The sequence below is a fragment of the Cupriavidus sp. genome (genome assembly GCF_057315035.1).
This window is the reverse complement of the sequence record NZ_DBHKYV010000012.1, coordinates 1-22,829: the sequence shown is the minus strand read 5'-3', so window position 1 is coordinate 22,829 and position 22,829 is coordinate 1. Positions and strand designations below refer to the sequence as shown.

Genomic DNA, 22,829 nt, shown 5'->3' with positions numbered 1-22,829 from the left:
ATCACAAGCCCGTCATGCAGATCTTCTGGAACTGGCGCGTGGCATCGCCGTCGCCCATGCGTGCGAAGACGGTCAATTCGACCGCGCGGACAGCCACGCTGGTGGAAATGTTGCCCAGGCCCGCCTGTGCGTCGCTGGCACCCAATGCTTGGGCGGCGCTGGCAGCAGCGCTGCCCTGCATCAAGGCCGTACGCACGCGGCCAGTATCGATCAGCCAGCCCACGGGCTCGACCCAGGCGCGTGCCGACAACTGGTCTGCGTTGGCCAGCAACGGCCGCAACTGCTGGCCCGCGTTGCCGGGCTGACGCAATGTCACAAGCGCGTTCTGCACGTCACTACGCGACCCGGCAGCGCGGCTGGCTACGCGGACCACGGTGTTGCCGTCGAGCCGGTACGCCACGACCTGCCACGCGGGCGGCTGGCCTTCATCGCGGCGATCGCGCACCATCAGCAACTGGTTCGGGCCGAACTCGACCGGGCTGGCCTGCAGTTGCGCAGGCTGGGCCAGATGTTCGCAATCGGTCTGGAACTGGCCATAGAGGACCTTGAGCGCGTCGAGCCGGGCATCGTGATCGGTGAGCCGTTCACGGCTGCGCGTGAGCGAATCCAGCGCGCGCCACCCGATCACCGCCATGACCGCCAGCAGGGTAATGGCCACCAGCATTTCCAGCAGCGTGAAGCCGCGTGGGCCGCGCTGCCCGTGACGGCGGTCAGAGGACATTGCGCGTTTCATTGGGTATCAGGGTGACCAGCCAGGCCAGGCGGACGGATTTGTTGGTGGCTGACGGATAGACCGCGATTTCCACGCGGCGGAACGACGGGTTCGGGGTGCCGGAGACCGCCTCCTCGCACCACAGCGGCACGCCACCTTGGGGGCAGTCGTAGCCGCGCGAGCCGGGCTCGGGCCAGGTCCGCGACAGCCGTAGCGTGGCCAGGTGGTTTTCGGCACTGTATTCGGCCAGCATGCGCTGCTGCAGCGATACGCTGGATTCGGTCATCGATCCCATCGCGCGCATGGCCGCCGTCAGCGCCACGGCGAGGATGGTCAGTGCGACCAGTACCTCGATCAGCGTGAAGCCTGCGGCATGCCGTCGATGGAAGCGGGTCATTGGGTCACCGTGGCCACATAGCGTCCGGTGCCGTCGCCGGTCACGTCCACGCGAATATCGCCGCGCGTCAAGACCAGCCGTTGCGGCTCGTCAATCAGTTCGCGCCCAAAGACCAGCCGCAGCGGACCACTGCCAGGCTGGCGGCCTCCCTGCACGACCACCGCGCCATCCAGTTGCACGCGCCAGCGGCCCGGTGCAAACACGTCGGCGCGCATCGGTACCCAGCCCTGCGGCGTCGATTCCAGGAAGCGCCAGCCCGAGGCATCGCCTTCCCAGGCCAGCGGGCGGGCACCCAGCTGGGCGTCCTCCTGCGCCAGTTCGAACAGGCGGGCGATGCGCTGGCCGTCGTCGAGCACGCGGCCGCGGTCATTGGGCGTGGCGTTGACGGCCACCAGGGAAATGACGATGCCGGCGATCACCATGACCACCAGCAGTTCAAGCAGCGTAAAGCCGCGAGTCCGGCGATGCGGAAGTAGGGCGGGGGTGCCGCGCAGCGTCGCCGGAGTCATGAAGTGAGGAAGCGCTTATTCCCAGTTGCCGATGTCGGCATCATTGGCGCTGCCGCCGGCCTGGCCGTCGGCGCCGAAGCTGAACACGTCGATCTCGCCACGCACGCCCGGATTCAGATACTGGTAGGGGTGTCCCCACGGATCCTTGGGCAGCTTTTCCAGATAACCGCCGCCCTTCCAGTTGTTCGGCACCGGCTCGGTGGTCGGCTTGCTCACCAGCGCGGCAACGCCTTGCTCGGTGGTCGGATAGCGGCCATTGTCCAGGCGGTACAGCTTGAGCGCCTGCATGATCGACGAGATGTCCTGGCGCGCCGCAACGATCCGCGCTTCATCGGGACGGCTCATGATCTTGGGTACCACCAGCGCAGCCAGCACCCCCAGGATCACGATCACCACCATGATTTCGATCAGCGTGAAGCCGCGGGCGCGACGACGGGTTTCGGTCCTGGTGGCCGCAGCCTGGTTGAGGGTTCTGCGCATCGTGTCTGTATGTTGAGTCCGGGTATGGTCGGAGAGTATAACCCCCGCCGTATGACTGTTTGGCGTGAAGCGCCGGCGCCGGATTGTGATTTTATGTACCAATGTGCAACGCAACAAAAATCTTGCATTGCAGATGCACGTTATCTATGATTCGACTCACGATGCAACTGACCCGATTCTCCGACTACGCCCTGCGCCTGCTGATGTATGTATCACGCGGTGACGGGAGCCGTCCGATCACGATTGCCGAGGTTGGCCAGCAATTCGACATTTCCCACAACCATCTGGTGAAGGTGGCGGCGCGGCTGTCGAAGCTTGGCTGGATCACGGCTACGCGTGGGCGCCACGGCGGCCTGCAACTGGGCCCCGACGCGGCGCAACTGTCGGTCGGCACGATCCTGCGCGAGCTGGAAGGGCACAAGGCGATCATCGACTGTACCGATCCGCCCTGCGCGCTGCACGGCAATTGCCGGCTGAAGCGCGCGCTGGACGAGGCCGAGGAGGCATTCTACAAGTCACTCGACGGCATCACGCTCGGCGAAGTGTCTGGTAGCCGCACGGCCGAGTCGATTATCAGCCTGCATCTGGATTTCCTTAGCCGGCGCGTGGCTTGATGCCGCGGGGCAGGTGCCCCGGCAAAGCCTGTCGCCGGCTTTATTGTGTGCAAAAACATGCATTGAAGATGCATGAAAATAGGAGTTTCGCTGATGTTGTCCGCTGCTTCCCGCCCCTATATCGATGCCAGCGTTCCCGTGCTGCGCGAGCACGGTCTTGCCATTACCACGCACTTCTATCGCGAGATGTTCGCGGCCCGGCCCGAACTGAAGCGCCTGTTCAACATGGGCAACCAGGCCAATGGTTCGCAGCAGCAGTCGCTGGCCTCGGCGGTGTTTGCCTACGCCGCCAATATCGATCGTGCCGATGTTCTGGCACCGGTGGTCGAGCGCATCGTCCACAAGCATGTGGCCGTGGGCCTGACGCCGGCCCACTATCCGATCGTCGGCAAATACCTGATCGAGGCGATCGCCGCCGTGCTGGGCGACGCCGCCACGCCCCCGCTGCTGGCCGCCTGGGACGAAGCCTACTGGCTGCTGGCAGGCGAGCTGATCGCCGCCGAAGCCCGCCTTTACGAACGCCACAACGTTGCGCCGGGCCAATTGCTGCGTGTGCGCGTGGTCAATCGCGAACAGGAAGGCGATCACGTGGTGGCGCTGACCCTGGCGTCCGCCGACGGCACGCCGCTGCGCGATTTCGCACCGGGCCAGTACATCAGCGTGGAAGCCACGTTTGCCGATGGCCATCGCCAGCTGCGCCAGTACTCGCTGTCCGGCGAGCGCGGGCTGCCGACCTGGCGTATCTCGGTCAAGCGCGAGGAAGGCAATGCGCAGACGCCGGCGGGTGCCGTATCGAACTGGCTGCACGACAACGCCCACCTCGATACGACCTTGCATGTCAGCACGCCATGGGGTGACTTCGCGCCGCAACTCGACGACCGCCGTCCGATGGTGCTGATGTCCGCGGGCATCGGCGTGACGCCGATGGTATCGGTGCTGCGCTCGCTGGCGCGTGAGAATCCGCATCGTCCGGTGCTGTTCGCCCATGCCGCCCGCCACGGCCGTCACCATGCGCACCGTCGCGATGTCGTCTGGGCGCGCGAACAGATGCCGAACCTGCGTACCCACATCAGCTATGAGACCCCGCATGACGCCGATGTCGCGGGTCGTGATTTCGACCATGCCGGCACGATGCCGATCGATGCACTGCTCAAGGCTGAAGACACCGCCGCATTCAACGATGCGCGCTTCTACCTGTGCGGCCCGATCGGCTTCATGCAGGCCCAGCGCCACGCACTGATTGCCGCCGGGGTTCCGGTGTCGCATATTCATCGTGAAGTGTTCGGTCCCGACCTGCTCGACGATCTGCTTTGATCTGACCGCATCAAGGTTTGCAGGACTGACAGACAAGCGACGTATGCGTCTGGTACGCTAGGCGATCTCATGAACACTGCCGCCTGGCGTACCCGCTCGTGCCAACCCTGACCCGGCCCGCTTTCCGCTTCGACCTGTCCGCCGCCTGGCTGCCGCGCCTGGCCAGCCTGGTGCTGTTTGTGGCCTTGTGCGCGCTGGTGACGCACTGGGTGCTGACCTTCAGTGCAATGCGGACGATTCCGGTTCCCAAGTCGGCGCGGGTCGCCCAGACCGAGGCCGTGGAAACGGGTGCGGTCGCCACGCTGTTCGGCGGCAATGCACAGGCCGGTGTGCGCGACGTGCAATTGATTGGCGTGGTGGCGGACCTCGATGGCGTGGGTCCTGCCGCGGCGATTCTCTCGCTCGATGGTGGGCCGCCCAAGGCGGTCCGCGCGGGCGCCTCGCTGTCGCCGCAGATTCGGCTCGCGGAAGTTCACGGGCGCAATATCGTGATCGAACGCAATGGCGTGCGTCAGGAAATTGCACTGCCACTGCAGAATTCGGTGGCGGTCGGGCGTCCGGGCACTCTGCCTGCGATGCCGCCATCGGGTGCCGGCGCACCGCTGTCGACACCGATGCCACCGCCACCCCCGCCTGCTGTCAGTGCACCTGCACAGCAACAACCTCAGGCGGGCCAGCCACCACAGAATTTCCAGCAGCAGCCTCAGAACATCCGCCAGATACCGGGGCAACCGTTCCAGGCGGTACAACCCGATGGCGCGCCCGGCGAGAACCCCGCCGCGCAAGACTGATCGAAGCCGAAAGCAGGCACAGCACAAGCGCTTGAAAACGCGTCGGCAATACGGTTTCAATGTGTTGCGCAATATTTGCCTGTCTTGCGCATGTTTACGCCGCAAGTCGATTCTGTGACCCCCGTAACATCGTATTAAAAGTGCCAACTTTGACAGGATGTCTGCGTTCTAATCCGTACATGCCCAACGTGATGAAAAGGAGCACAGACATGCAACGCAATCACAAGACGCACATCCTGAAGAGCTTTATCGCGGCCTCGGCCATGTTCATGGCAGTGGGTGCCGCGTTCGCGCAAACCGCCGCGCCGGCACCTTCGGCAGCACCCGCACCCCAGGCAGCGCCGCAAGGCGGACCGGGGCACCAGCATCGCATGGGCGGTCCGGGCGAACACCACGGCGGCATGATGTGGATGAAGTCGGTGGACACCGACGGTGACGGCGCGATTTCGAAGGCCGAAGCCGACGCGCTGTTCAACAAGATCGATACCAATCATGACGGCAAGCTCGACAAATCCGAGCTCGCTGCGTACCACAAGGCGGCCTGGGAACAGCGCCGTGCGCAGATGAAGGCTGAGTTCGAGGCCAAGTTCAAGGCTGCGGACAAGAACAACGATGGCGCATTGACGCGCGACGAGTTCAAGGCCGCATTCCCGCGCATGGCCAACCGCTTCGACAAGCTCGATGCAAATCGCGACGGCAAGGTCACCATGGCCGAGATCCAGGCTGATATGCAGAAGATGCACAAGGAGCGCATGGACCGTCGCGGTCCGGGCGGCGCCTCGGCACCGGGCGTGCCTTCGCCGAGCGGCAACTAAGCGGTATTCACGCAGCAACTCCTGGCAACCCCAGAAGTAGAAAAACGCGGCCTTCGGGGCCGCGTTTTTCATGGAGCTGGCACCATCCTTGCCTCTGCCGCGTGACCCATGCGGCCGCCGAATCTGATTACCGCACTGGCGCTTACATGAAATAAATTGCGGACTTGTGCACGACTTGCTAAATTTGCGCAAAAAAATTGCCGACAAACATATTGCGGAGCAACAAAACGTGAGCAAGGTGGAGCTGGACAAAATCGACCGGAAGATTCTGGAGGTCCTGCAGACCAACGGGAGGCTGACCAACCTGGAAGTGGCTGAGCGTGTGAACTTGTCGCCCAGCCCTTGCCTGCGTCGCATCCGGCGGCTCGAGGAGATTGGCGTGATTCGCCAGTACGCAGCGCTGCTCGAACCCAACAAGATCGGGCTGGGGTTGCTCGCCTATATCAATGTGCGGCTGGAAAAACAGGGCGGTACGCCAAAGGGCAAAGCACCGCTCGACCTGTTCCGCGCGGCCATCCAGACCTGGCCAGAGGTAGCCGCATGCCACGCAATGACCGGCGAAATGGATCTGCTGCTCAAGGTCTATGTCGAAGACATGGAGCACTTTGCCCGCTTCATGCAGGAGCAATTGCTGGCGCATCCCTCGGTAATCGATGTGCGTTCCAGCTTTGCGCTGGAGTCGATCAAGGACACCACGGCGTTGCCGGTAGCCAGCTCGGCCTGATTTGACCTCGCATGAAACGCAAACGGCGCACCGTCAGGGTGCGCCGTTTGCGTTCATGGCAGTCCGATGTCGTCAGGCCGTGCCCTTCTGCGGCACCAGCGAGCGCCAGAAGCGCAGGCCGAAACGACGCGCATCGCGCAGATTGCGGCGCACCATGTAATCCAGATCCGCCACCTGCTCGTCGATGGCCTCGGTCAGGCGGCTCACCGTGTCGGCGGGTGTCAATTCGAGATAAGCATCGGCTTCGCCATAGGCATACTGGACCTTCATGCCGGCCTTCTTGGCAATGTGCATCATCGCCGCGTTGCGGGACAGGCAATGCATGTACAGCGTGCGGACATTGGTATTGCGGCCGTGCATGGCGGCGCGCTGGAACAGGGCGCTACCGATACCGCGGCCCCGCGCGCTCTTCGACACCGACACGCCAAACTCGGCAACGCGGCCTTGCGCGTTGTCGCGCAGGTTGGCGAAGTGGCCAACGCCCACCAGTTCCAGATGTTCGTCATAGACGCCGAACACGCTGTCATGGTCGAAATCGATGCTGTCCACGTATGCCTCGATCACATGGTTGCCAACTGACTGGCCAAAACGGAGCAGGCGATCTTCCTCGCCCAGGGCGAGAAAATGCTTGAGCAAGCGCGAGCGGTGATGGGCAGCCAGTTCCCGCACCAGGGTGGTGTGGCGCTGGGTGGCCTGTGCCTCGGCTGCACGGCGAAGATCTTCGTCGGTGACGGCTCCGACGGCCTTGCTCAGTTCGAGCGGGTTCACTTTGGTTTCCTTCTTCAGTGATCGGGATAAAAATAGCACCGGAGCGGTGGTTGCCGGTGCACTTTCTCGCTGCACACATATTTGTGATGCGGAATGCAGGATTCGGGCAAACACTAGGTTGCTGCGACGCGAAAAGTATTGTAGTGGAATTGTCAGTCTCGCGTAAGCTATCCAGCGGCGCTGCCGGCGTACCAAAGTGTGACAATTCGAAAAATCCCGCTAATTCAATAACTTAACCTGGCGGCTACAGCGTCACAGGCGTGCGCATTGTGGATTTGCTGCAACGCGGCACGTTTTTGGCGGTCTGTCGCTACGGACGCCCGTTTGGGCATGACCGTTAGAATTCGCCCCTATGAACGAGCCGCCCATTGTTGTGATTTATGCGCACCCCGCGCCTCGACGCTCTCGCGTCAACCATCCCCTGGCAGAGGCCTTGGCCGAACTGCCGCATGTAGAAGTACGCGAGCTTTACCGGCTCTACGTCGACTACGACATCGATGTCGTGGCGGAGCAGCGCTTGGTATCGACCGCCGAAACCGTGGTGCTGCTGTTTCCGGTCCGTTGGTACAGCGTGCCGGCGCTGATGAAACTGTGGCTCGATGATGTTCTCGAGATCGGTTGGGCGTTCGGTCCTGGAGGCACGGCCCTGCGCGGCAAGTCGATGCTGGCCGTGGCCAGTACCGGCGGACATGCCGATGCCTATGGCCCGGATGGCATCCACGGCCACCCGATCGAAGATTTCCTGTTGCCACTGGAGCAGACCGCGACGTTGTGCGGCATGACCTGGTTGCCGCCTATCGTGCTGCACGATGCCGACCGCGCCAATACCGATGCGGTTGCGCTGCACATCGAGCATGTGGCGCGCCACCTCGCGCCTCCGCCATTGCCGCCGGAAACGCAGGAATGGCCTGAATCCGAAGTATCCGGGGAGGACGCATAGTGAACCAGCATGACTTCCTGATTGCCCTGCTGGTGTTCCTGCTGGCTGCCGTGGTGGCCGTGCCGGTAGCACGGCGCTTCCAGCTTGGTGCCGTACTTGGCTACCTGATCGCGGGCGCCGCGATTGGCCCGTTCGCGTTGCGGCTGGTCACCAATGTCGAGTCGATCCTCCATTTCTCCGAGTTCGGCGTCGTGCTGATGATGTTCGTGATCGGCCTGGAACTGGAACCGCGCAAGCTCAAGACGCTGCGCAAGTCGATCTTCGGCTATGGCTCCGCGCAAATGGCAGCCTGCGCGCTGGCCATCGGGGTGGTTGCCGCCCTGTTCGGCGCGCCATGGCAGGTGGCCGTGGTGGCCGGGCTTGGCCTGGCGTTGTCATCGACGGCCATTGCATTCGCCACGCTGGCCGAACGTAACCTGATGAGTACCGGAGCCGGCGCGGCCAGTTTTGGCATTCTGCTGTTCCAGGATATCGCTGCGATCCCGATGATCGCGCTGCTGCCACTGCTGGCGGCAGATGGTGCTGGTGCTGGCGCCACCGCGCATGGTCCCGAGAACTGGGTGATTGCCGGCAAGGCGGTGGCCGTGATCGGCGCGGTGGTGGTGGGTGGCCGTTACCTGGTGCGCCCAGCCCTGCGGATCATCGCCCGCACCGGCATGCGCGAGATGTTCACCGCATTTTCGCTGCTGCTGGTGGTGGGTATCGCGTTGATGATGGACGCGGTGGGTTTGTCGATGGCGCTTGGCACCTTCGTGGCCGGCGTGCTGCTGGCCGACTCCGAGTATCGCCATGCGCTGGAGGCCGACATCGAGCCGTTCAAGGGGCTCCTGCTCGGGCTCTTCTTCATGGCGGTGGGCATGTCGATCGATTTCGGCATCCTGGCACAGTCGCCGGGCAAGGTGCTGGGCTTTGTGGCGGCCTTCGTCATCGTCAAGACGCTGGTACTGGCCGTGCTGGCTCGCCGTTTCGGGGTGTCACGCGGACAATGGCTGCTGTTCGGCCTGCTGATCTCGCAGGGCGGCGAATTTGCGTTCGTGGTGTTTTCCGAGGCACGCACGGTAGGCTTGCTGCCGCATGACACCGAGGCCTTGCTGGTGCTGGTGGTGGCGTTGTCGATGGTGGCCACGCCGCTGCTGTTGCTGCTGTTCGACCGCCTGCTGGCGCCGCGGCTCAATGCAATGTCGCAGCGCCCGGACGACGAAATCACCAATCATCACAACCCCGTGATCATTGCGGGATTCGGTCGCTTCGGGCAGATCATCGGACGGTTGCTGTACGCCCAGGGCATCGGGGTGACCGTGCTCGACCATGACCCCGACCAGATCGAATTCCTGCGTCAATATGGCTTCAAGATCTTCTATGGCGATGCCACGCGCATGGACTTGCTCGAGGCCGCCGGCGCGGGCGAAGCGCGGATCATGATCGTGTGCATCGAGGACATGAACGACAACCTCGCGCTGATCGACAAGGTGCGCCATCGCTGGCCGGAGCTGAAGATCTATACCCGCGCGCGGCACGTATCGCATGTCTACCAGCTCAAGGACCGGGGCGTGGAAACGTACGAGCGCGAGATGTTCGAAGGCTCGCTGATGCTCGGCCGACGGGTGCTGGAAGGGCTCGGTTTCGATCGGGTCGAGGCGCGCAGCGTGGCGTTGCGCTTCCGTCGCCACAATATCGAGGGCATCGACCGCTTCTATCCGTACTACAAGGACCAGAAGAAGCTGGTATCGCTGGCCAAGCAGGCACGCGACGAACTCGAGGAAATGTTCCGCCAGGACCGCGAGCAGCGCCAGAAGCGCGAAGAAGCCGAGTGGTCCTAGCCGGGTGATCCTGGCCCGTTGGTCCTAGCGCGCCGCGGCGCCCGCCATGCCGGGCGCCAGGCCGTTTTCCAGCAGGCTGACCACCATCTCGGCAAACTCCGCGTAGGACAGCTTGCCGCCCGGCTTGAGCCAGGTGAAGGTCCAGTTGATCATGCCGAACACGGTCATGGTCAGCGCCGTCTGGTTTTCGCCGGTCACGCGATCGGGGTAGGCCAGCCGCAACAGGCGTGAAAACGCCGCAACCACCTCGCGCTCGCGCATGAGAATCTCGTCGCGCTGCTCCTCGGCCAGGAATTTCACATCGTTGATCAGTGCGATATGGCGCGTCTGCGACGTCTCGTACTCGGCCAGGAACGCGCGCAGCAGGTGCCCGAACGTATCGCGGGCGCTGCGCGCCTGCCGTTCGCCTTCCGCCTCGACCTGGGCAATGATCCGCATCAACTGACGCGTATAGCGATCGAGCAGGTCGAACAGGATCGCTTCCTTGCTTTCGTAATAGTGATAGAGGCGTGCCTTCGATGTGCCACAGGCCGATGCCAGATCGGCCATCGAGGTGCTGGGATAGCTGGTGGCGGCAAACGCGGCCGCTGCCAAATCGAGAATCTGTTCGCGTTGCGCCTCGAAGTCGGGCGCTTTGGTTCTGGCCATATGGGTCGGATCGATCCGCCGGTTGTTCTGTTATCGCTACGGCGTCACTCGGCGCCGGAAGCCATGTGATTGCGGCGGATTTCGCACGATTCGAGGCTTTCCGGATTGCCGCGCAACTGCAACTGGCCGCTGCTGACAAGCTCGCGGCAGCGCCAGAAGACGAACCAGTCGCTGGCCAGCAGGCCCTCGATGGCGCCCATCACACTGCCCACCACCTGCGCGGCCGAAGTCCAGTCCACCGGAGCGCGTTCCAGGATCACGTCGTCGACATTGTGATAGGCGGCGGGCACCAGCGTGTTGCCTTTCCAGAGCCGCACATCGGCGTTTTCCTTGACGTTCTGTTGCCACTCGTAGCCAAGCCGGCCCAGGCGCAGCACCGACACCGGCGCGATGGTCGAGAAACGCCGCGCAAGCCGGGCGGCCGGATACATGCCGATGGCGGTCAGGCTGCCGTGCGCCGGCGTTTCCAGTTCGCGCAGGTCCATCGCCACCTCGTTGATGCGCTGGGGCGCCTGGTAGAGATGGAAGACCACGCGGCGCAGCATCAACTGGTCCGAGGCGCTCTGGCCATGCCAGATTGCCACTTCCAGGTCGTCCCGGCGCAGTTGCTGGAGCTGGTCCAGCGCCTGGCGCATTTCGGCGCCGAAGTCGATATCGGAATGCGGGGCCACCCGCTGCCAGAAGCCCGAGCGGATCAGGCCCGTGCTGTCGATATCGGCGATCGGGCCCACGGCGAGGTCGTCGCGCAGGACGACCACCGGATCGGGCCGGGCCGACTGGGCCAGTGCCTGGCGCAGCGTATTGCCCGCGACATCGCCGTTGACGACATGGATATATTGCATGACCGTGATTGTATAGGGTGCGACGGGTCCCGGACCTCCGGTCGCAACTGCCCAGGCCGCCGGCAGGCGGTTGCAGGACGGGCGGTGCGACGCATGAAGCGTGTTCCGCCATTGTAATCACGGCCTGTGGTTCGCCGGGCATCGGCGGCTGTCCGACATGTGGGATTCCCACCATACGCGTGCGGCGCTTGACACCTGTCAGCCTTACCGCTCGTCGTAGCTGACCACCACGCGCGGCGTAAGGGCGCGCGCCTGGCAGGTCAGTACGAAGCCCTTTTCCATTTCCCACGGCTCCAGCGTGTAGTTCTTCTCCATTTCCACTTCGCCCTCGAGCACCTTGGCACGGCACGTGCAGCAGACCCCGCCCTTGCACGCATAGGGCAAGTCCAGGCCGGCGGCCAGCGCGGTGTCCAGCACATTGGCATCGGCCAGCGGCAGGCGCATCTTGTGCTGCTTGCCATCCAGCACCACTACCAGTTCGGCCGTGCCGGCATGGTCGCCATGGTCGACATGTGCGGTCGGGGTGCGCCTGGGTTGCGCCAGCGGTACGCCAAAACGTTCCGCGTGGATCCGGTGCGGATCGAGTCCGGCAGCCTTGAGCGCATCCTCGACCTCATCGATCATCGACGCCGGTCCGCAGACGAACGCGGCGTCGATGTCGTCCACCGGTACCAGCGTCTCCAGGAATGCGGCCACGCGCGCGTGGTCGAGCCGGCCGTGCAACAAGTCCACTTCCTGCGGCTGGCGCGACAACACGTGGTAGAGCGTGAAGCGCGCCAGATACTGGTTCTTGAGGTCTTCGAGCGCTTCGGAAAAGATGATCGTATCCACGCTGCGGTTGCCGTAAATCAGCGTAAAGCGGCTGTTCGGCTCCACGGCCAGCGTGGTGCGGATCAGGGACAGCACGGGCGTGATGCCGCTGCCCGCCGCAAACGCTACATAGTGGCGCGCCGCACCGGCATCGAGCGGTACATGAAAGCGCCCGTCCGGTGTCATCACGTCGAGCGTCTGGCCGGCGGCCACGTTGTCATGCACCCAGTTGGAGAACAGGCCATCGTCGACCAGCTTGACCGCCACGCGCAATTCACCGTTTTCGTCGTAGTCCTGCACGCCACAGCAGATCGAGTACGAGCGGCGCACGTCCGTGCCGTCGACCGGCGCCTTGAGCGTCAGGAACTGGCCCTGCGTGAAGCGGTACACCTCGCGCAGACTGGCGGGTACTTCGAAAGCGATCGAGACCGTATCGGACGTTTCCGGGCGAACCTGCGCCACGCGTAGCGGATGGAACTGGGGTGTCATGGCCGGGCGGGTGCTCAATAGGGTTTGAAGTAATCGAATGGTTCGCGGCAGTCCAGGCAGCGATGGAGCGCCTTGCAGGCCGTGGACGCAAAGCGCGACAGTTCCTGGGTGTGGACGCTGCCGCAATGCGGGCAGGCGATGGCCGCCGTCTGGGACGCGCCGGGCATGAAGCGCAGCGGCTTGACGTTGGCGCCGGGTTGCAGCGTCGTCGCGCATTGCCCCGGCGGCGCAATGCCGAAGGCGCGCAGGTTGGCGCGCCCGGCGTCGGTGATCCAGTCGGTGGTCCAGGCCGGGGCCAGCACGGTACGTACCCGCCATGGCGCCAGCCCCGCCGCATCCAGTGCGCGGCCCACGTCCTCTTCGATCTGCGACATGGCCGGGCAACCGGAGTAGGTCGGCGTGATGATCGCTTCGATGGTCGTGCCATCGGCATCGAGCACTACATCGCGCAGGATGCCGAGATCGCGGATCGACACCACCGGAATCTCGGGATCGGGCACCGCGTCGAGCGCCTCCCAGGCACGTGCCAGCCGCTCGGCAGGCGTGCCCGCGACCGCGCTCGATGGCGCAAACACCGGCGCGAATGGCGATAGCGGCGACGGCGGCGACGCAAGCGGCGATGTCATCGAAGCGATGTCGTTACGCATGGGGTGTCGGTTCCCGCTACCACTGGGCGCCCGGATGGGCGCGCGCCAGCCCCTGCAGTTCGCCCAGCAGGTAGCTCATGTGTTCGGAATGCACGCCGTGCTTGCCAGTCGAGATGAATGCCGACGGTGCCGGACGACGCAGCGTGGCATCGTCCAGAACGGCCTGCACCGTGGCATCCCAGGCATCGCGCAGACCGGCGGTCAGTACCCCCACGCCTTGCGCGGCGGCTTCCTGTTCCACGGCATCGGGCGTGAAGCACTCGTTCATGTACGGCAGCAGATGATCCAGCGCGCGTTGCATGCGCAGGTGCGATGCATCGGTACCGTCGCCAAGGCGCACCACCCAGTCGGCGGCGTGATGCAGGTGATAGCGCGTTTCCTTGGCCGATTTGGCCGCGATGGCGGCAAGCTCGGGATCAAGGCTGCCTTCGAGTGCCGGCCACAGTTCGGCCATCAGTGCGCTGTACAGGAAATTGCGCATGATCGTGACCGCATAGTCGCGCTCGGCGCGTGCCGTGCCAGCCAGCGGGCCGTGGTGCGGCAGTTCCTGCAGCGTCCAGTTGCGGAAGTCGTGTTCGTGGCGCCAGTAGGCGTAGTCATCCTCGTGCCGGGCGCGGCCGGTCAATTGGCCTTCGAGCACGCCGGCATGGCTATAGAGCAGGCGCGCCTGCCCGATCAGGTCCAGGCTGATATTGGCCAGGGCGATGTCTTCCTCGAGCACCGGGCCATGTCCGCACCATTCGGCATTGCGCTGGCCAAGCACCAGCGCGTTGTCCGCGAGGCGCAGCAGGTAATGCAGCGGCGCGGTCTGCGCCAGCGGCAGGCGGGCCAGTGCGTCGGCGAGCTTGCCGTCGTCGGCAATGATCGGTTGCGTCATGGTGCCGGCCTTACATGTGATTGACTTCGTCGGGCAACTGGTAAAACGTGGGGTGCCGGTAGATCTTGTCGGCGGCCGGGTCGAACAGTTCGGCTTTCTCGGCCGGCGCGCTCGCGGTGATGGCCGACGATGGCACTACCCAGATCGATACGCCTTCCTGCCGGCGCGTATAGACGTCGCGCGCCATATGCAGCGCCTGCGAGGCGTCAGCCGCATGCAGGCTGCCGCAATGCTTGTGTTCCAGCCCCTGCTTGCTGCGGACGAATACTTCCCACAGCGGCCATTCCTTCTGTTGTGTCATGGTGGTCTCCTGTGCGGTCCGGGATTCAGGCGGCCTTGGCGGGTTCCGCACGGCCTGCGCGTTTTTCGGCATGGGCCAGCGCGGCTTCGCGTACCCAGGCGCCATCCTCATGCGCTTTCACGCGGGTGGCCAGGCGCTCGCGGTTGCACGGGCCGTCGCCGTTGATCACGCGCCAGAACTCTTCCCAGTCCAGCGGGCTGTAGTCGTAGTGGCCGCGTTCGGCATTCCATACCAGGCCGTCATCGGGGAGCGTCACACCGAGCACCTTGGCCTGCTCGACCGTTGCGTCGACAAATTTCTGGCGCAGGTCATCGTTGGAAATGCGCTTGATGCCCCAGGCCATGGTTTGCGCGCTATTGGTGGATGAGGCATCGGGCGGACCGAACATCATCAGCACCGGAAACCACCAGCGGTTGACGGCGTCCTGCACCATGTTGCGCTGGCCCTCGGTGCCACGCATCATGGCCAGCAACGCATCGAAGCCCTGGCGCTGGTGAAAGGACTCTTCCTTGCAGATACGGATCATGGCCCGCGCATAGGGGCCATACGAACAGCGGCACAGCGGAATCTGGTTCATGATCGCCGCGCCATCTACCAGCCAGCCGATCACGCCAACATCGGCCCACGTCAGCGTGGGGTAATTGAAGATCGACGAGTATTTGGCGCGGCCGGTGTGCAGCGCCTCGACAAGGTCGTCGCGCGAGGCATTCAGCGTTTCAGCCGCGCTATATAGATACAGTCCATGGCCGCCTTCGTCCTGCACCTTGGCAAGCAGGATGGCCTTGCGCTTGAGCGACGGGGCGCGGCTGATCCAGTTGCCTTCGGGCAGCATGCCAACGATCTCGGAATGCGCATGCTGCGAGATTTGCCGCACCAGCGTCTTGCGATAAGCATCGGGCATCCAGTCCATCGGCTCGATCTTGGCGTCTTCGGCCATGCGCGCATCGAACGCGGCCTGCCGCTCGGCCAGGCTGGCATCGGCGGAGACCAGGGGCGCCGATTGCGGCTGGCCGGGCAGGTCGAGGCTCTGTGTGTACATCACGTCTCCTTGACGGTCACTGCTATGACGGTCGCCCCGGTTGTTCTGGTTCTGTTGGCGCGAGGGGCCGGCGGTTCGCACACTATAAATATAATCCGACCGGTCGGTCAATTTAAGCGTAAGCCGATTGACATCCGATTTTCAGATTTGGCTCACAACGTGAGTCCGGCGCCACGTGTAGTATCGAAGTTCACCATTTCTCTACCCGGAGGGCAGGCGATGTCGAGCAAGGCTTACAGCAAGATCGTGGTGGCGGTGGACGGCAGCAGTACATCGGACCTGGCGCTGCAGGAGGCGATTCGCGTCGCGGGCAACGGCGGTTCCGTGCTGGCGCTCTATGTGGTCGACAACGGCGTGATGCTGTTCGACGCGGGTTTCTACGATCCCACGCAGATCGAGCGCGCGTATGTGGATAGCGGCAAGAAGGCGCTGGAAGCCGCCGGCCGCGTGCTGGGTGCCGCAGGGGTGCAGTTCGAAACCAGGCTCGTGACCGATCCGGCCGTCATTGGCGATATCGCAGGCTCGATCAATGCCGCCGCAAGCGAATGGGGTGGCGACCTGCTTGTCATTGGTACCCACGGCCGCCGTGGCGTGCGCCGCCTGGTGCTAGGCAGCGTCGCCGAAGCCGTGATTCGTCAATCGACCATGCCAGTCCTGCTGGTGCGCGGCAAGGAAGCCGACGCGTAAGACGCAAATCGTCACCGACCGCGGCCGACCGCCGCGGACTGCGCAGGGTCAGCCAGCAAACCGGAAGTGGCCACCCCGCAGCACAATCTCGCGCGCCTCGGTAAGCTCGAACAGGCTTTCCGCAAGCTGCTCGATGCGCGTGCGATTGGTCGTGAACGCGTGCACCAGATCTTCCTCACGTGCGGAACGTGCGCCGCAATAGGCTTCGAGTGCTTCCGCGGTGACCGAATACTGTGATTCGGCGCCATTGACGGTCGCGGGACAGGACAGCGTCAGGCTGGCACCACAGTAGGTGGGAACGCTGCTGGGAAAAGTGATTGCGGTCATGGCGCACCTCGTCTTGCCGGGAACGGGGAAACGGCGAATATCCCCTCACTATAGGCAATCACCAACTTCCGGCAAGCCGGGGCCGACCCGCATGGACCTGCACGGGCAGGTATGGCTGGATCCGCCCGGCATGCGCGCCGCCACTACTAGCCGGCGCGCATGCCGGGCAAGCGGGTGCGATTGGCCATGGCCTGCTCGGCGGCAAGGGCGCGCAAGTCCGTCACCGTGCGATGGGCGCTGTCAATATGGGCATCCGCATACACCGTCTGCTCGGCCAGGAATCGCTCGAACGGTGCATCGGCTGGTGTTACCGGCGTCAGGCGTGCGGGTGCGATGGCGGCGGTGATTCCGGTCCGGCCGGGACGGACGGCTACTTCTGCAAGACGGGTTTCAAGATCGCTCAGCAAGGTCTGAATTGCCACTCCGGGGCGCGCGTGAGTCTCGCCAGATTCCGCCCCCGCGCGAATCAGCCCGGCGAGCGAAGCCATGCGCCGCGCCGTGACATGCAAGGCCGCATGGGTTGCGGCGAGCCTTGAGTCCAGATCCCCCGCGCACTGACCCAATGTGTCTTCTGCGCGCGTCGACGCACGCCCCGCCGATACGCGCAATGCTTCAAGGCGCATCTGGGCCGGGGAGAGCGCGCGCGCGCTGCCAATGGCCGCGCGAAGATACACGGCATTGACGGCAAGGGCGTCGAGGCTATGCCGGAATACCCGCGAAAGCTCGGCGCGCGGCGCCAGCACGTAGTAGCTGGCCAGCGCAATCAGGCACCCAATGGCAGTGTCGAGGCCGCGCAAGGCCGCCACGTGGCTGCTGCTCGAAGCCGGTTCGCCCAGCCACGAGAACAGGATGACGGCGGGAGTCAGGCAAAAGGCGAAGCCTCCGGCGCTGCCGGTCAGCCGCAGGGAATAGGCGGCGGCCAGGAACCCGGCGCTGAGTCCGAGCGCGAGTACCGGCGTCGGGTGGGCAAGACCGATTACACAGGCCAGCAGGGCGCCAGCGAGCGACCCGGCGAATCGCTCGAACGAAATTTGCCGGGTCGTCTGCAGGCGCGGGCTGAGCACCATGATCACAGTGACGGCAACCCAGTATCCGTGGTCCACCTGAAGCAGTTGCGATGGCAGCAGGCTTAGACCACCGGCAAACGCCAGTCGCACAGCATGGCGCGACACTCGGGCATCGCGTGCCGCAATGTCCGCAATGGCGTGACCGAGCCGGTCGACCATGCCGGCCATGCCGGCGTTGGGCCAGGTAAAGGTCTCGCGCCAGCGTTCAAACGACGGATGCTGCGCCAGGGCTGCCAATGCGGACTGGTATGCGGGCGGTGCGCCGGCATTGGCACGCTGGCCGATCAGTCGGCGCATGTCCTGGCCCAGCATGGCGCTCAGGGCGGGAAGGTCGGGGGCATGGCGCGTCAGCGCCTGGCGTACCTGCTCCTGCGTATCGGCCAGACATCGCGCGGCGTATGCCAGGGGCAGTCCGTGCTGGCCAGTTGCCCGCTCGCGCAGTTCGCCGGCGACGATCAACAGCGCGAATATCGCATCGGCAACCGTCACGGCATAGGCATAGTGCAGCAACCCGACCGGGTCGAGCATGCCGCGGCGCCCGATGACCGCTGCCCGTGCGGTTTCAATCCTTTGACGAATTTCCTGCTTGTGAACCGCGGTGTCCAGCACGATCGGCTCAGCCAGGCACGCCGCAAATCGTTGCAGTGCATCGTAGGTGGCAATGATCTCCGGCCTGGGACGCGCATCGCGTTGCGATGGAATCAGTACAAGGCAGACCAGGCACGCGAACACGCCACCGCGCAGGAAGTCGACCCCGGCCATCCATGCATGGGCCAGCACCGGCGTGCCAACCACCGGTTGCAGGCATGCGGCGATCAAAACCACGTAGAGCAGCTTGAAGCAGAGCGCCGCAGCCGGCCCGCGTACTTCGGCCAGTCCGGCGATCAGGCCACCGCACAGTACAACGGCCAGCGCAGCAAGCGGAGAAGTGGTGAGGCTGGCGCCGACTACGCTGACCAGTGCGCCACCAATGCCTACGGCCCCAAGCCCGCGCATGCGCGATGCGGCCGTACCTTGCCGATCGGCCAGGCAAGTCCATATCGATGCCGTTGCCGACCAGAGGTAGCCACTGTCGCCCGTTAGCCAGGCAGTTCCTGCCAGCGCGAGAAAGGAAAGTGCGTAGACGATCCCACGCTGCAAAAAGGCAGCATTGGGCCAATAACGAAAGAGGCGCGGGGCGCGGCGCATGGTCGGACGAGTGAAACAGGATGTCTCAGGGTGAGTACCGATACCACTCTACGGGGAAGATTGTTGCGTTGCAACAATACGTGCATTTCCGGAAGTTTTGCCTGCGAAGGGTGCGATTTGCACCAGCGGCGGGAAATGTGATGCGGGACGGTGCAGTTGCCACATTCGCCGTACCAAGTAGCCTAAAAAACTAAGCCAAGCCTCCGATTCCCCAAATTTTGGGTAAAAAAAACCCGCGCAGGTTGTGCGCGGGTTGGAATCCACCGAGGTGGTGGAGGAGACAGACTTCACTATACACGACTTGTTGCGACGCACCAAGCGCGACATTAGAAAATGACTTCAAATAAGCACAATGTCCGTTGTTGTCGTACAACGCGATCATCGAAAGAGGTAGGCGATGCACACGGCGGCAACCAATCCGACCATATCGGCAAAGAGCGCGCATCCGAGCGCGTGCCGGGTATTACGCACATTGACGCTGCCAAAATAGACAGCCAACACATAGAAGGTCGTTTCCGTCGACCCCTGGATGATGGCGGCCAGACGTCCCTGGAAGGAATCCACGCCGTAGGCGGTCATGACATCGACCATCAGGCCACGTGCGCCGGCACCGGAGAGGATTTTCATCAATCCCACGGGCAAGGCGGGCACGAAGTCCGTATTGACGCCGAGCCAGGTGAACCCTGCGGTGAGGCCGCGCATCAGCACGTCCATGCAGCCGCTTGCTCGGAATAGTCCGATAGCTACCAGAATCGCGACCAGATACGGAATGATCTGGACCGCAACGCCGAAGCCTTCCTTCGCACCGTCGACGAAAGCGTCATAGACATTGATCCGTCGGATGGCCCCGCACACCAGGAACAGCGTGATCAGGGACAAGATAAAGCCGCTGCCGGCCAGCGCCGTCAGCTGGCTGACCTGATCGGGGGGCGCATGGCGAAGCCAGGCAAACATTCCGGCCACGCCCGCGCCTGCGATGGCAAACATCGCCAGCACCGCGGGTTTGAACAGGTTCAGCCGCTGCACCCACGCCACGGCCAGCAACCCGGCCAGGCAAGACGCACCGGTGGCGAGCAGCGTGGGCAGGAAAATGTCCGCCGCATTGAAGTTGACCAACCCTTGCTTGACAGCAAGCGCCTGGCGGATGGCGATCACGGATGTCGGGATCAACGTCAGACCGGCTGTATTCAGCACGATGAACATGATCTGCGCGTTGGTGGCCGTATCTGGCTGTCGATTGAGTGATTGCAGCTCGCGCATCGCAGTCAGGCCCAGCGGCGTTGCCGCATTGTCGAGTCCCAGCATGTTGGCCGAGACATTCATCATCATCGCGCCCTGTGCAGGGTGGCCCTGAGGAATGCCTGGAAAGAAATGGCGCAGCAACGGGTTCACAAGACGCGCGAACAAGTCGATCACGCCGGCCCTTTCGCCAATGCGCATGATGCCGATCCACAGGCTCATCACGCCCACCAGGCCAAGAGAAATCTCAAACGCCGTACGAGAACTGTCGAACAGGCTGTTGAGCAAGGCGGGGAAGACGGTAAGGTCGCCACCCGCGAGCCGCACACACGCAGCCAGGAAAGAGGATAGGAAAAATCCGAGCCAGACGAGGTTCAGTGCCATCGACGTAAGAAAGGCATGTGGAATTCGCCACCCAGCAGATGGCGAAGCTTCGCATCATAGCCTGTTGACCTCACGCAAGGTCCGCGCCGCGCTCCGCCAGCAACGCGCGCAGGATCGAGCGGTGGCAATGCGCCTCATCCTCGCAATAGCAACCCAGTGAGAAGTTCGTCTGATGCGAGAAAGCCGCCAGCAGGTCGAGCGTGCGGCTGGCACCGGGTTGCGCCATCTCGGCACGAAAATGTTTCTCGAAGGCGCGCCAGGCCTTGTCGTCGTTCGCCGCTTGCGCCTGCGCCACCAGTTCGGCCGACGGGGACAAGACTGGATACCAGACGTCGTAAAAATCGCGGCTGGCAAATTCGGCCTTGGGCACGCCGCGCGGCGGACGCCGCACGGTACCCATGCGCAAGCCCTCATCCTTTGCGCGGGCCTCGCCCAGTCTGACGATGCGAATGGTCATCTGATGCTCTCCGGATTACGCCGTGGTTGCTCGTTCCAAGCCCAGGTCGTGGATCATGGTGTCACGCATCACGAACTTCTGCACCTTGCCCGTTACCGTCATCGGCATCTCATCGACAAACCGGATGTAGCGTGGAATCTTGTAGTGAGCGATCTGATCGCGGCAGAACTCACGAATATCTTCCTCGGTGGCCGACTGGCCTGGCTTGAGCACGATCCAGGCGCATACTTCCTCGCCATACTTCGCATCGGGCACGCCGAAGACCTGCACCGCTTGCACCTTCGGGTGGCGGAACAGGAACTCCTCGATCTCGCGTGGATAGATGTTCTCGCCGCCGCGGATCAGCATGTCTTTTACCCGGCCGACGATATTGCAGTAGCCATCGGCATCGATGGTCGCCAGGTCACCAGTGTGCATCCAGCCGTCCCGAATCGCTTCGCGGGTACGTTCGTCGTCGTCCCAATAGCCTTGCATGACCGAGTAACCGCGCGTGCACAGTTCGCCGGTCTCGCCGCGCGGCACAATCTCGCCGGTCGCATCGACGACTTTGCATGTCAGATGCGGTTGTACGCGGCCAACGGTGGCGACACGCTTGGCAAGTGGATCATCGGTGGCGCTCTGGAATGAGACCGGGCTGGTTTCGGTCATGCCGTAGGCAATGGTCACCTCCGCCATATGCATATCTGTCACCACGCGCTTCATGACCTCGATCGGGCACGGGGCGCCGGCCATGATGCCGGTGCGCAGTGTGGAAAAGTCGAATTGCCGGAAGTCAGCATGATCGAGCTGGGCGATGAACATGGTTGGCACCCCATGCAAGGCCGTGCACCGTTCGTCAGATACAGCGCGCATGGTCGCCAGTGGGTCAAAGGCTTCGCCAGGGAAAACCATGCAGGCGCCCACCGAGACACATGCCAGCACCGATAGGACCATTCCGAAGCAGTGATAAAGCGGAACAGGGATGCACAGGCGGTCATTCGCGTCGAGTCGCATTGCCATCGCGACATAGCGACCGTTGTTGACGACATTGTGATGCGTCAGCGTCGCACCCTTGGGGTTGCCCGTGGTTCCACTGGTGAACTGGATATTGATGGGGTCATGAGGGCCAAGCTGCCCGGTGATGGCATCGAGGGCTTCTTTTTGTGGAATGAGCAGATCCGAGAAATTGAGCATCCCGGGCGTAGCTTCGTCCTCCATGCGGACTACGGACCGGAGGGCGGGGAGGCGGACTGCGCACAATTGCCCCGGCGGCGCCGTTGCCAACTCGGGAGCCAGCGCCTGCAGCATTCCCAGATAGTTACTGGACTTGAAGCGCGTGGCGGTCACCAACATCCGAACGCCCGCCTTGTTTAACGCGTACTCGAGCTCCGCCTGCCGATATGCGGGGTTGATATTGACCAGCACGGCACCGATGCGAGCGGTAGCAAACTGCGTGACCAGCCATTCGACCCGGTTGGGCGACCAGATCCCGACACGATCTCCGCGTGCGATGCCGCCAGCTGCAAGTCCTGCCGCCATCCGGTCAACCTGCATGGCGAACTCCCGCCAGGTCCAACGGATGCGCTGTTCTCGGAAAACGACTGCGTCTCCATCCGGGTTTGCGGCCACTGCTCGGGCAAGCAACTGGGGAATCGTGTCCCCGGACAGCGGGATGTCGGTCGAGCCGACCACCAGCGAACGGTCGACAGGCACGGGTTGCGTCATGAGTGTCTCCTTCAACTGCGTCTTCTAATAGTGGCTGAGCCGGGAACGCCAGCGTCAGGATGGCAGCTTAGGGCAGTTCGAACTCCAAGGCTGTCTCCGCCGCGACAGTTGTACCGAGTCGTGCACGTGAGCTGCCCGGAACAGCGCATTCATCTTTTTTAAGAAAGGGCTTGCGTAGCCCGGGAAGCTCATCTAATATTCGCCCCCTCGCAACACGAACCGCTCTGCAAACGCAGTCG

At 63.6% G+C, this 22,829-nt stretch carries 25 protein-coding genes; 8 read left to right on the top strand and 17 right to left on the bottom strand.

The annotated features are described in order from the left end of the window. Position 1: 1 nt before the first annotated feature. From ACO550_RS16565 to gspG, 4 genes are read right to left on the bottom strand one after another with little or no spacing between them, the layout of a single operon-like run. Positions 2 to 721: a PulJ/GspJ family protein gene (locus ACO550_RS16565; RefSeq protein WP_315592927.1), complete on the bottom strand. Its 720-nt coding sequence runs from the start codon at positions 719 to 721 to the stop codon at positions 2 to 4. Then, positions 711 to 1,109: a type II secretion system minor pseudopilin GspI gene (gspI, locus tag ACO550_RS16560; RefSeq protein WP_315592926.1), complete on the bottom strand. Its 399-nt coding sequence runs from the start codon at positions 1,107 to 1,109 to the stop codon at positions 711 to 713. Before gspI ends, ACO550_RS16565 begins: the two co-directional genes overlap by 11 nt. Beyond that, complete coding sequence (locus ACO550_RS16555) at positions 1,106 to 1,618, bottom strand: prepilin-type N-terminal cleavage/methylation domain-containing protein (protein ID WP_315592925.1); 513 nt, start codon at positions 1,616 to 1,618, stop codon at positions 1,106 to 1,108. Before ACO550_RS16555 ends, gspI begins: the two co-directional genes overlap by 4 nt. Positions 1,619 to 1,633: 15 nt before the next feature. Continuing rightward, positions 1,634 to 2,098 carry a type II secretion system major pseudopilin GspG gene (gspG, locus tag ACO550_RS16550; protein ID WP_315592924.1) on the bottom strand — a complete coding sequence of 155 codons (465 nt, stop codon included), beginning with the start codon at positions 2,096 to 2,098 and terminating at the stop codon, positions 1,634 to 1,636. A gap of 161 nt (positions 2,099 to 2,259) precedes the next feature. Between gspG and ACO550_RS16545 the strand changes: the two genes are divergently transcribed. The 5 genes from ACO550_RS16545 to ACO550_RS16525 all read left to right on the top strand — a co-directional run bounded on the left by ACO550_RS16545 (position 2,260) and on the right by ACO550_RS16525 (position 6,356). After that, positions 2,260 to 2,712, top strand: a complete 453-nt coding sequence (locus ACO550_RS16545; RefSeq protein ID WP_315592923.1) for an Rrf2 family transcriptional regulator — start codon at positions 2,260 to 2,262, stop codon at positions 2,710 to 2,712. A gap of 93 nt (positions 2,713 to 2,805) precedes the next feature. Continuing rightward, positions 2,806 to 4,026, top strand: coding sequence for a globin domain-containing protein (locus ACO550_RS16540; protein ID WP_315592922.1), 1,221 nt, complete (start codon positions 2,806 to 2,808; stop codon positions 4,024 to 4,026). Positions 4,027 to 4,124: 98 nt separating this feature from the next. Next, a complete protein-coding gene (locus ACO550_RS16535; protein WP_315592921.1) occupies positions 4,125 to 4,817 on the top strand; it encodes a hypothetical protein in 693 nt (230 codons plus the stop codon). Positions 4,818 to 5,026: 209 nt separating this feature from the next. Continuing rightward, positions 5,027 to 5,632: an EF-hand domain-containing protein gene (locus ACO550_RS16530; protein WP_315592920.1), complete on the top strand. Its 606-nt coding sequence runs from the start codon at positions 5,027 to 5,029 to the stop codon at positions 5,630 to 5,632. Positions 5,633 to 5,861: 229 nt separating this feature from the next. After that, entirely contained in the window at positions 5,862 to 6,356 is a 495-nt protein-coding gene (locus ACO550_RS16525) for an Lrp/AsnC family transcriptional regulator (RefSeq protein ID WP_315592919.1), read from the top strand. 72 nt (positions 6,357 to 6,428) lie between these two features. Here the strand turns inward: ACO550_RS16525 and ACO550_RS16520 are convergent, their stop codons facing one another. Further along, a complete protein-coding gene (locus tag ACO550_RS16520; RefSeq protein WP_315592918.1) occupies positions 6,429 to 7,124 on the bottom strand; it encodes a GNAT family N-acetyltransferase in 696 nt (231 codons plus the stop codon). A 352-nt stretch (positions 7,125 to 7,476) separates the two neighbouring features. On the opposite strand from ACO550_RS16520, the gene kefF reads away from it, so the two are divergent. Both kefF and kefC read left to right on the top strand, forming a co-directional pair. Continuing rightward, positions 7,477 to 8,064 (top strand): glutathione-regulated potassium-efflux system oxidoreductase KefF, encoded by a 588-nt coding sequence (kefF, locus tag ACO550_RS16515; RefSeq protein ID WP_315592917.1) that lies wholly within the window; start codon positions 7,477 to 7,479, stop codon positions 8,062 to 8,064. Further along, entirely contained in the window at positions 8,064 to 9,884 is a 1,821-nt protein-coding gene (kefC, locus tag ACO550_RS16510; RefSeq protein WP_315592916.1) for a glutathione-regulated potassium-efflux system protein KefC, read from the top strand. Before kefF ends, kefC begins: the two co-directional genes overlap by 1 nt. Before the next feature lie 24 nt (positions 9,885 to 9,908). Here the strand turns inward: kefC and ACO550_RS16505 are convergent, their stop codons facing one another. The 7 genes from ACO550_RS16505 to paaA form a co-directional block, all read right to left on the bottom strand. Next, positions 9,909 to 10,532, bottom strand: coding sequence for a TetR/AcrR family transcriptional regulator (locus ACO550_RS16505; protein WP_315592915.1), 624 nt, complete (start codon positions 10,530 to 10,532; stop codon positions 9,909 to 9,911). A 44-nt stretch (positions 10,533 to 10,576) separates the two neighbouring features. Next, complete coding sequence (locus tag ACO550_RS16500; RefSeq protein WP_315592914.1) at positions 10,577 to 11,374, bottom strand: DUF1835 domain-containing protein; 798 nt, start codon at positions 11,372 to 11,374, stop codon at positions 10,577 to 10,579. A gap of 204 nt (positions 11,375 to 11,578) precedes the next feature. Beyond that, positions 11,579 to 12,673, bottom strand: coding sequence for a 1,2-phenylacetyl-CoA epoxidase subunit PaaE (gene paaE / locus ACO550_RS16495; RefSeq protein WP_315592913.1), 1,095 nt, complete (start codon positions 12,671 to 12,673; stop codon positions 11,579 to 11,581). A gap of 14 nt (positions 12,674 to 12,687) precedes the next feature. Then, entirely contained in the window at positions 12,688 to 13,320 is a 633-nt protein-coding gene (gene paaD / locus ACO550_RS16490) for a 1,2-phenylacetyl-CoA epoxidase subunit PaaD (protein WP_315592912.1), read from the bottom strand. 16 nt (positions 13,321 to 13,336) lie between these two features. Then, positions 13,337 to 14,197 carry a 1,2-phenylacetyl-CoA epoxidase subunit PaaC gene (gene paaC, locus ACO550_RS16485; RefSeq protein WP_315592911.1) on the bottom strand — a complete coding sequence of 287 codons (861 nt, stop codon included), beginning with the start codon at positions 14,195 to 14,197 and terminating at the stop codon, positions 13,337 to 13,339. A 10-nt stretch (positions 14,198 to 14,207) separates the two neighbouring features. Then, a complete protein-coding gene (gene paaB, locus ACO550_RS16480) occupies positions 14,208 to 14,498 on the bottom strand; it encodes a 1,2-phenylacetyl-CoA epoxidase subunit PaaB (RefSeq protein WP_315592910.1) in 291 nt (96 codons plus the stop codon). Positions 14,499 to 14,523: 25 nt separating this feature from the next. Next, positions 14,524 to 15,537 (bottom strand): 1,2-phenylacetyl-CoA epoxidase subunit PaaA, encoded by a 1,014-nt coding sequence (gene paaA / locus ACO550_RS16475; protein ID WP_315592909.1) that lies wholly within the window; start codon positions 15,535 to 15,537, stop codon positions 14,524 to 14,526. A 219-nt stretch (positions 15,538 to 15,756) separates the two neighbouring features. On the opposite strand from paaA, the gene ACO550_RS16470 reads away from it, so the two are divergent. Continuing rightward, complete coding sequence (locus ACO550_RS16470) at positions 15,757 to 16,224, top strand: universal stress protein (RefSeq protein ID WP_315592908.1); 468 nt, start codon at positions 15,757 to 15,759, stop codon at positions 16,222 to 16,224. A 48-nt stretch (positions 16,225 to 16,272) separates the two neighbouring features. Here ACO550_RS16470 and ACO550_RS16465 read toward each other — a convergent pair whose 3' ends face one another. The 5 genes from ACO550_RS16465 to ACO550_RS16445 all read right to left on the bottom strand — a co-directional run bounded on the left by ACO550_RS16465 (position 16,273) and on the right by ACO550_RS16445 (position 22,590). Further along, positions 16,273 to 16,551 carry a DUF1488 domain-containing protein gene (locus ACO550_RS16465; protein WP_315592907.1) on the bottom strand — a complete coding sequence of 93 codons (279 nt, stop codon included), beginning with the start codon at positions 16,549 to 16,551 and terminating at the stop codon, positions 16,273 to 16,275. 146 nt (positions 16,552 to 16,697) lie between these two features. Further along, the gene (locus ACO550_RS16460; RefSeq protein ID WP_315592906.1) at positions 16,698 to 18,806 is read right to left on the bottom strand and encodes an FUSC family protein; all 2,109 of its coding nucleotides are present in this window, start codon (positions 18,804 to 18,806) and stop codon (positions 16,698 to 16,700) included. 378 nt (positions 18,807 to 19,184) lie between these two features. Further along, positions 19,185 to 20,429 carry a nucleoside recognition domain-containing protein gene (locus tag ACO550_RS16455; protein WP_315592905.1) on the bottom strand — a complete coding sequence of 415 codons (1,245 nt, stop codon included), beginning with the start codon at positions 20,427 to 20,429 and terminating at the stop codon, positions 19,185 to 19,187. A gap of 70 nt (positions 20,430 to 20,499) precedes the next feature. Further along, on the bottom strand, positions 20,500 to 20,886 hold the full coding sequence (locus ACO550_RS16450; RefSeq protein WP_315592904.1) for a DUF488 domain-containing protein: 387 nt from the start codon (positions 20,884 to 20,886) through the stop codon (positions 20,500 to 20,502). Between the two features lie 15 nt (positions 20,887 to 20,901). Continuing rightward, the gene (locus ACO550_RS16445; RefSeq protein ID WP_315592903.1) at positions 20,902 to 22,590 is read right to left on the bottom strand and encodes a fatty acid CoA ligase family protein; all 1,689 of its coding nucleotides are present in this window, start codon (positions 22,588 to 22,590) and stop codon (positions 20,902 to 20,904) included. Positions 22,591 to 22,829: the final 239 nt, after the last annotated feature.

Coding starts and splice junctions, on each gene's coding strand:
- gspI (WP_315592926.1), bottom strand. CDS start 1,109: ATGACCCGCTTCCATCGACGGCATGCCGCAGGCTTCACGCTGATCGAG.
- ACO550_RS16500 (WP_315592914.1), bottom strand. CDS start 11,374: ATGCAATATATCCATGTCGTCAACGGCGATGTCGCGGGCAATACGCTG.
- ACO550_RS16460 (WP_315592906.1), bottom strand. CDS start 18,806: ATGCGCCGCGCCCCGCGCCTCTTTCGTTATTGGCCCAATGCTGCCTTT.
- ACO550_RS16455 (WP_315592905.1), bottom strand. CDS start 20,429: ATGGCACTGAACCTCGTCTGGCTCGGATTTTTCCTATCCTCTTTCCTG.
- ACO550_RS16555 (WP_315592925.1), bottom strand. CDS start 1,618: ATGACTCCGGCGACGCTGCGCGGCACCCCCGCCCTACTTCCGCATCGC.
- ACO550_RS16530 (WP_315592920.1), top strand. CDS start 5,027: ATGCAACGCAATCACAAGACGCACATCCTGAAGAGCTTTATCGCGGCC.
- paaC (WP_315592911.1), bottom strand. CDS start 14,197: ATGACGCAACCGATCATTGCCGACGACGGCAAGCTCGCCGACGCACTG.
- ACO550_RS16505 (WP_315592915.1), bottom strand. CDS start 10,532: ATGGCCAGAACCAAAGCGCCCGACTTCGAGGCGCAACGCGAACAGATT.
- paaE (WP_315592913.1), bottom strand. CDS start 12,673: ATGACACCCCAGTTCCATCCGCTACGCGTGGCGCAGGTTCGCCCGGAA.
- paaB (WP_315592910.1), bottom strand. CDS start 14,498: ATGACACAACAGAAGGAATGGCCGCTGTGGGAAGTATTCGTCCGCAGC.
- ACO550_RS16450 (WP_315592904.1), bottom strand. CDS start 20,886: ATGACCATTCGCATCGTCAGACTGGGCGAGGCCCGCGCAAAGGATGAG.
- ACO550_RS16445 (WP_315592903.1), bottom strand. CDS start 22,590: ATGACGCAACCCGTGCCTGTCGACCGTTCGCTGGTGGTCGGCTCGACC.
- ACO550_RS16545 (WP_315592923.1), top strand. CDS start 2,260: ATGCAACTGACCCGATTCTCCGACTACGCCCTGCGCCTGCTGATGTAT.
- ACO550_RS16465 (WP_315592907.1), bottom strand. CDS start 16,551: ATGACCGCAATCACTTTTCCCAGCAGCGTTCCCACCTACTGTGGTGCC.
- paaD (WP_315592912.1), bottom strand. CDS start 13,320: ATGCGTAACGACATCGCTTCGATGACATCGCCGCTTGCGTCGCCGCCG.
- ACO550_RS16565 (WP_315592927.1), bottom strand. CDS start 721: ATGTCCTCTGACCGCCGTCACGGGCAGCGCGGCCCACGCGGCTTCACG.
- ACO550_RS16540 (WP_315592922.1), top strand. CDS start 2,806: ATGTTGTCCGCTGCTTCCCGCCCCTATATCGATGCCAGCGTTCCCGTG.
- paaA (WP_315592909.1), bottom strand. CDS start 15,537: ATGTACACACAGAGCCTCGACCTGCCCGGCCAGCCGCAATCGGCGCCC.
- kefF (WP_315592917.1), top strand. CDS start 7,477: ATGAACGAGCCGCCCATTGTTGTGATTTATGCGCACCCCGCGCCTCGA.
- ACO550_RS16470 (WP_315592908.1), top strand. CDS start 15,757: ATGTCGAGCAAGGCTTACAGCAAGATCGTGGTGGCGGTGGACGGCAGC.
- gspG (WP_315592924.1), bottom strand. CDS start 2,098: ATGCGCAGAACCCTCAACCAGGCTGCGGCCACCAGGACCGAAACCCGT.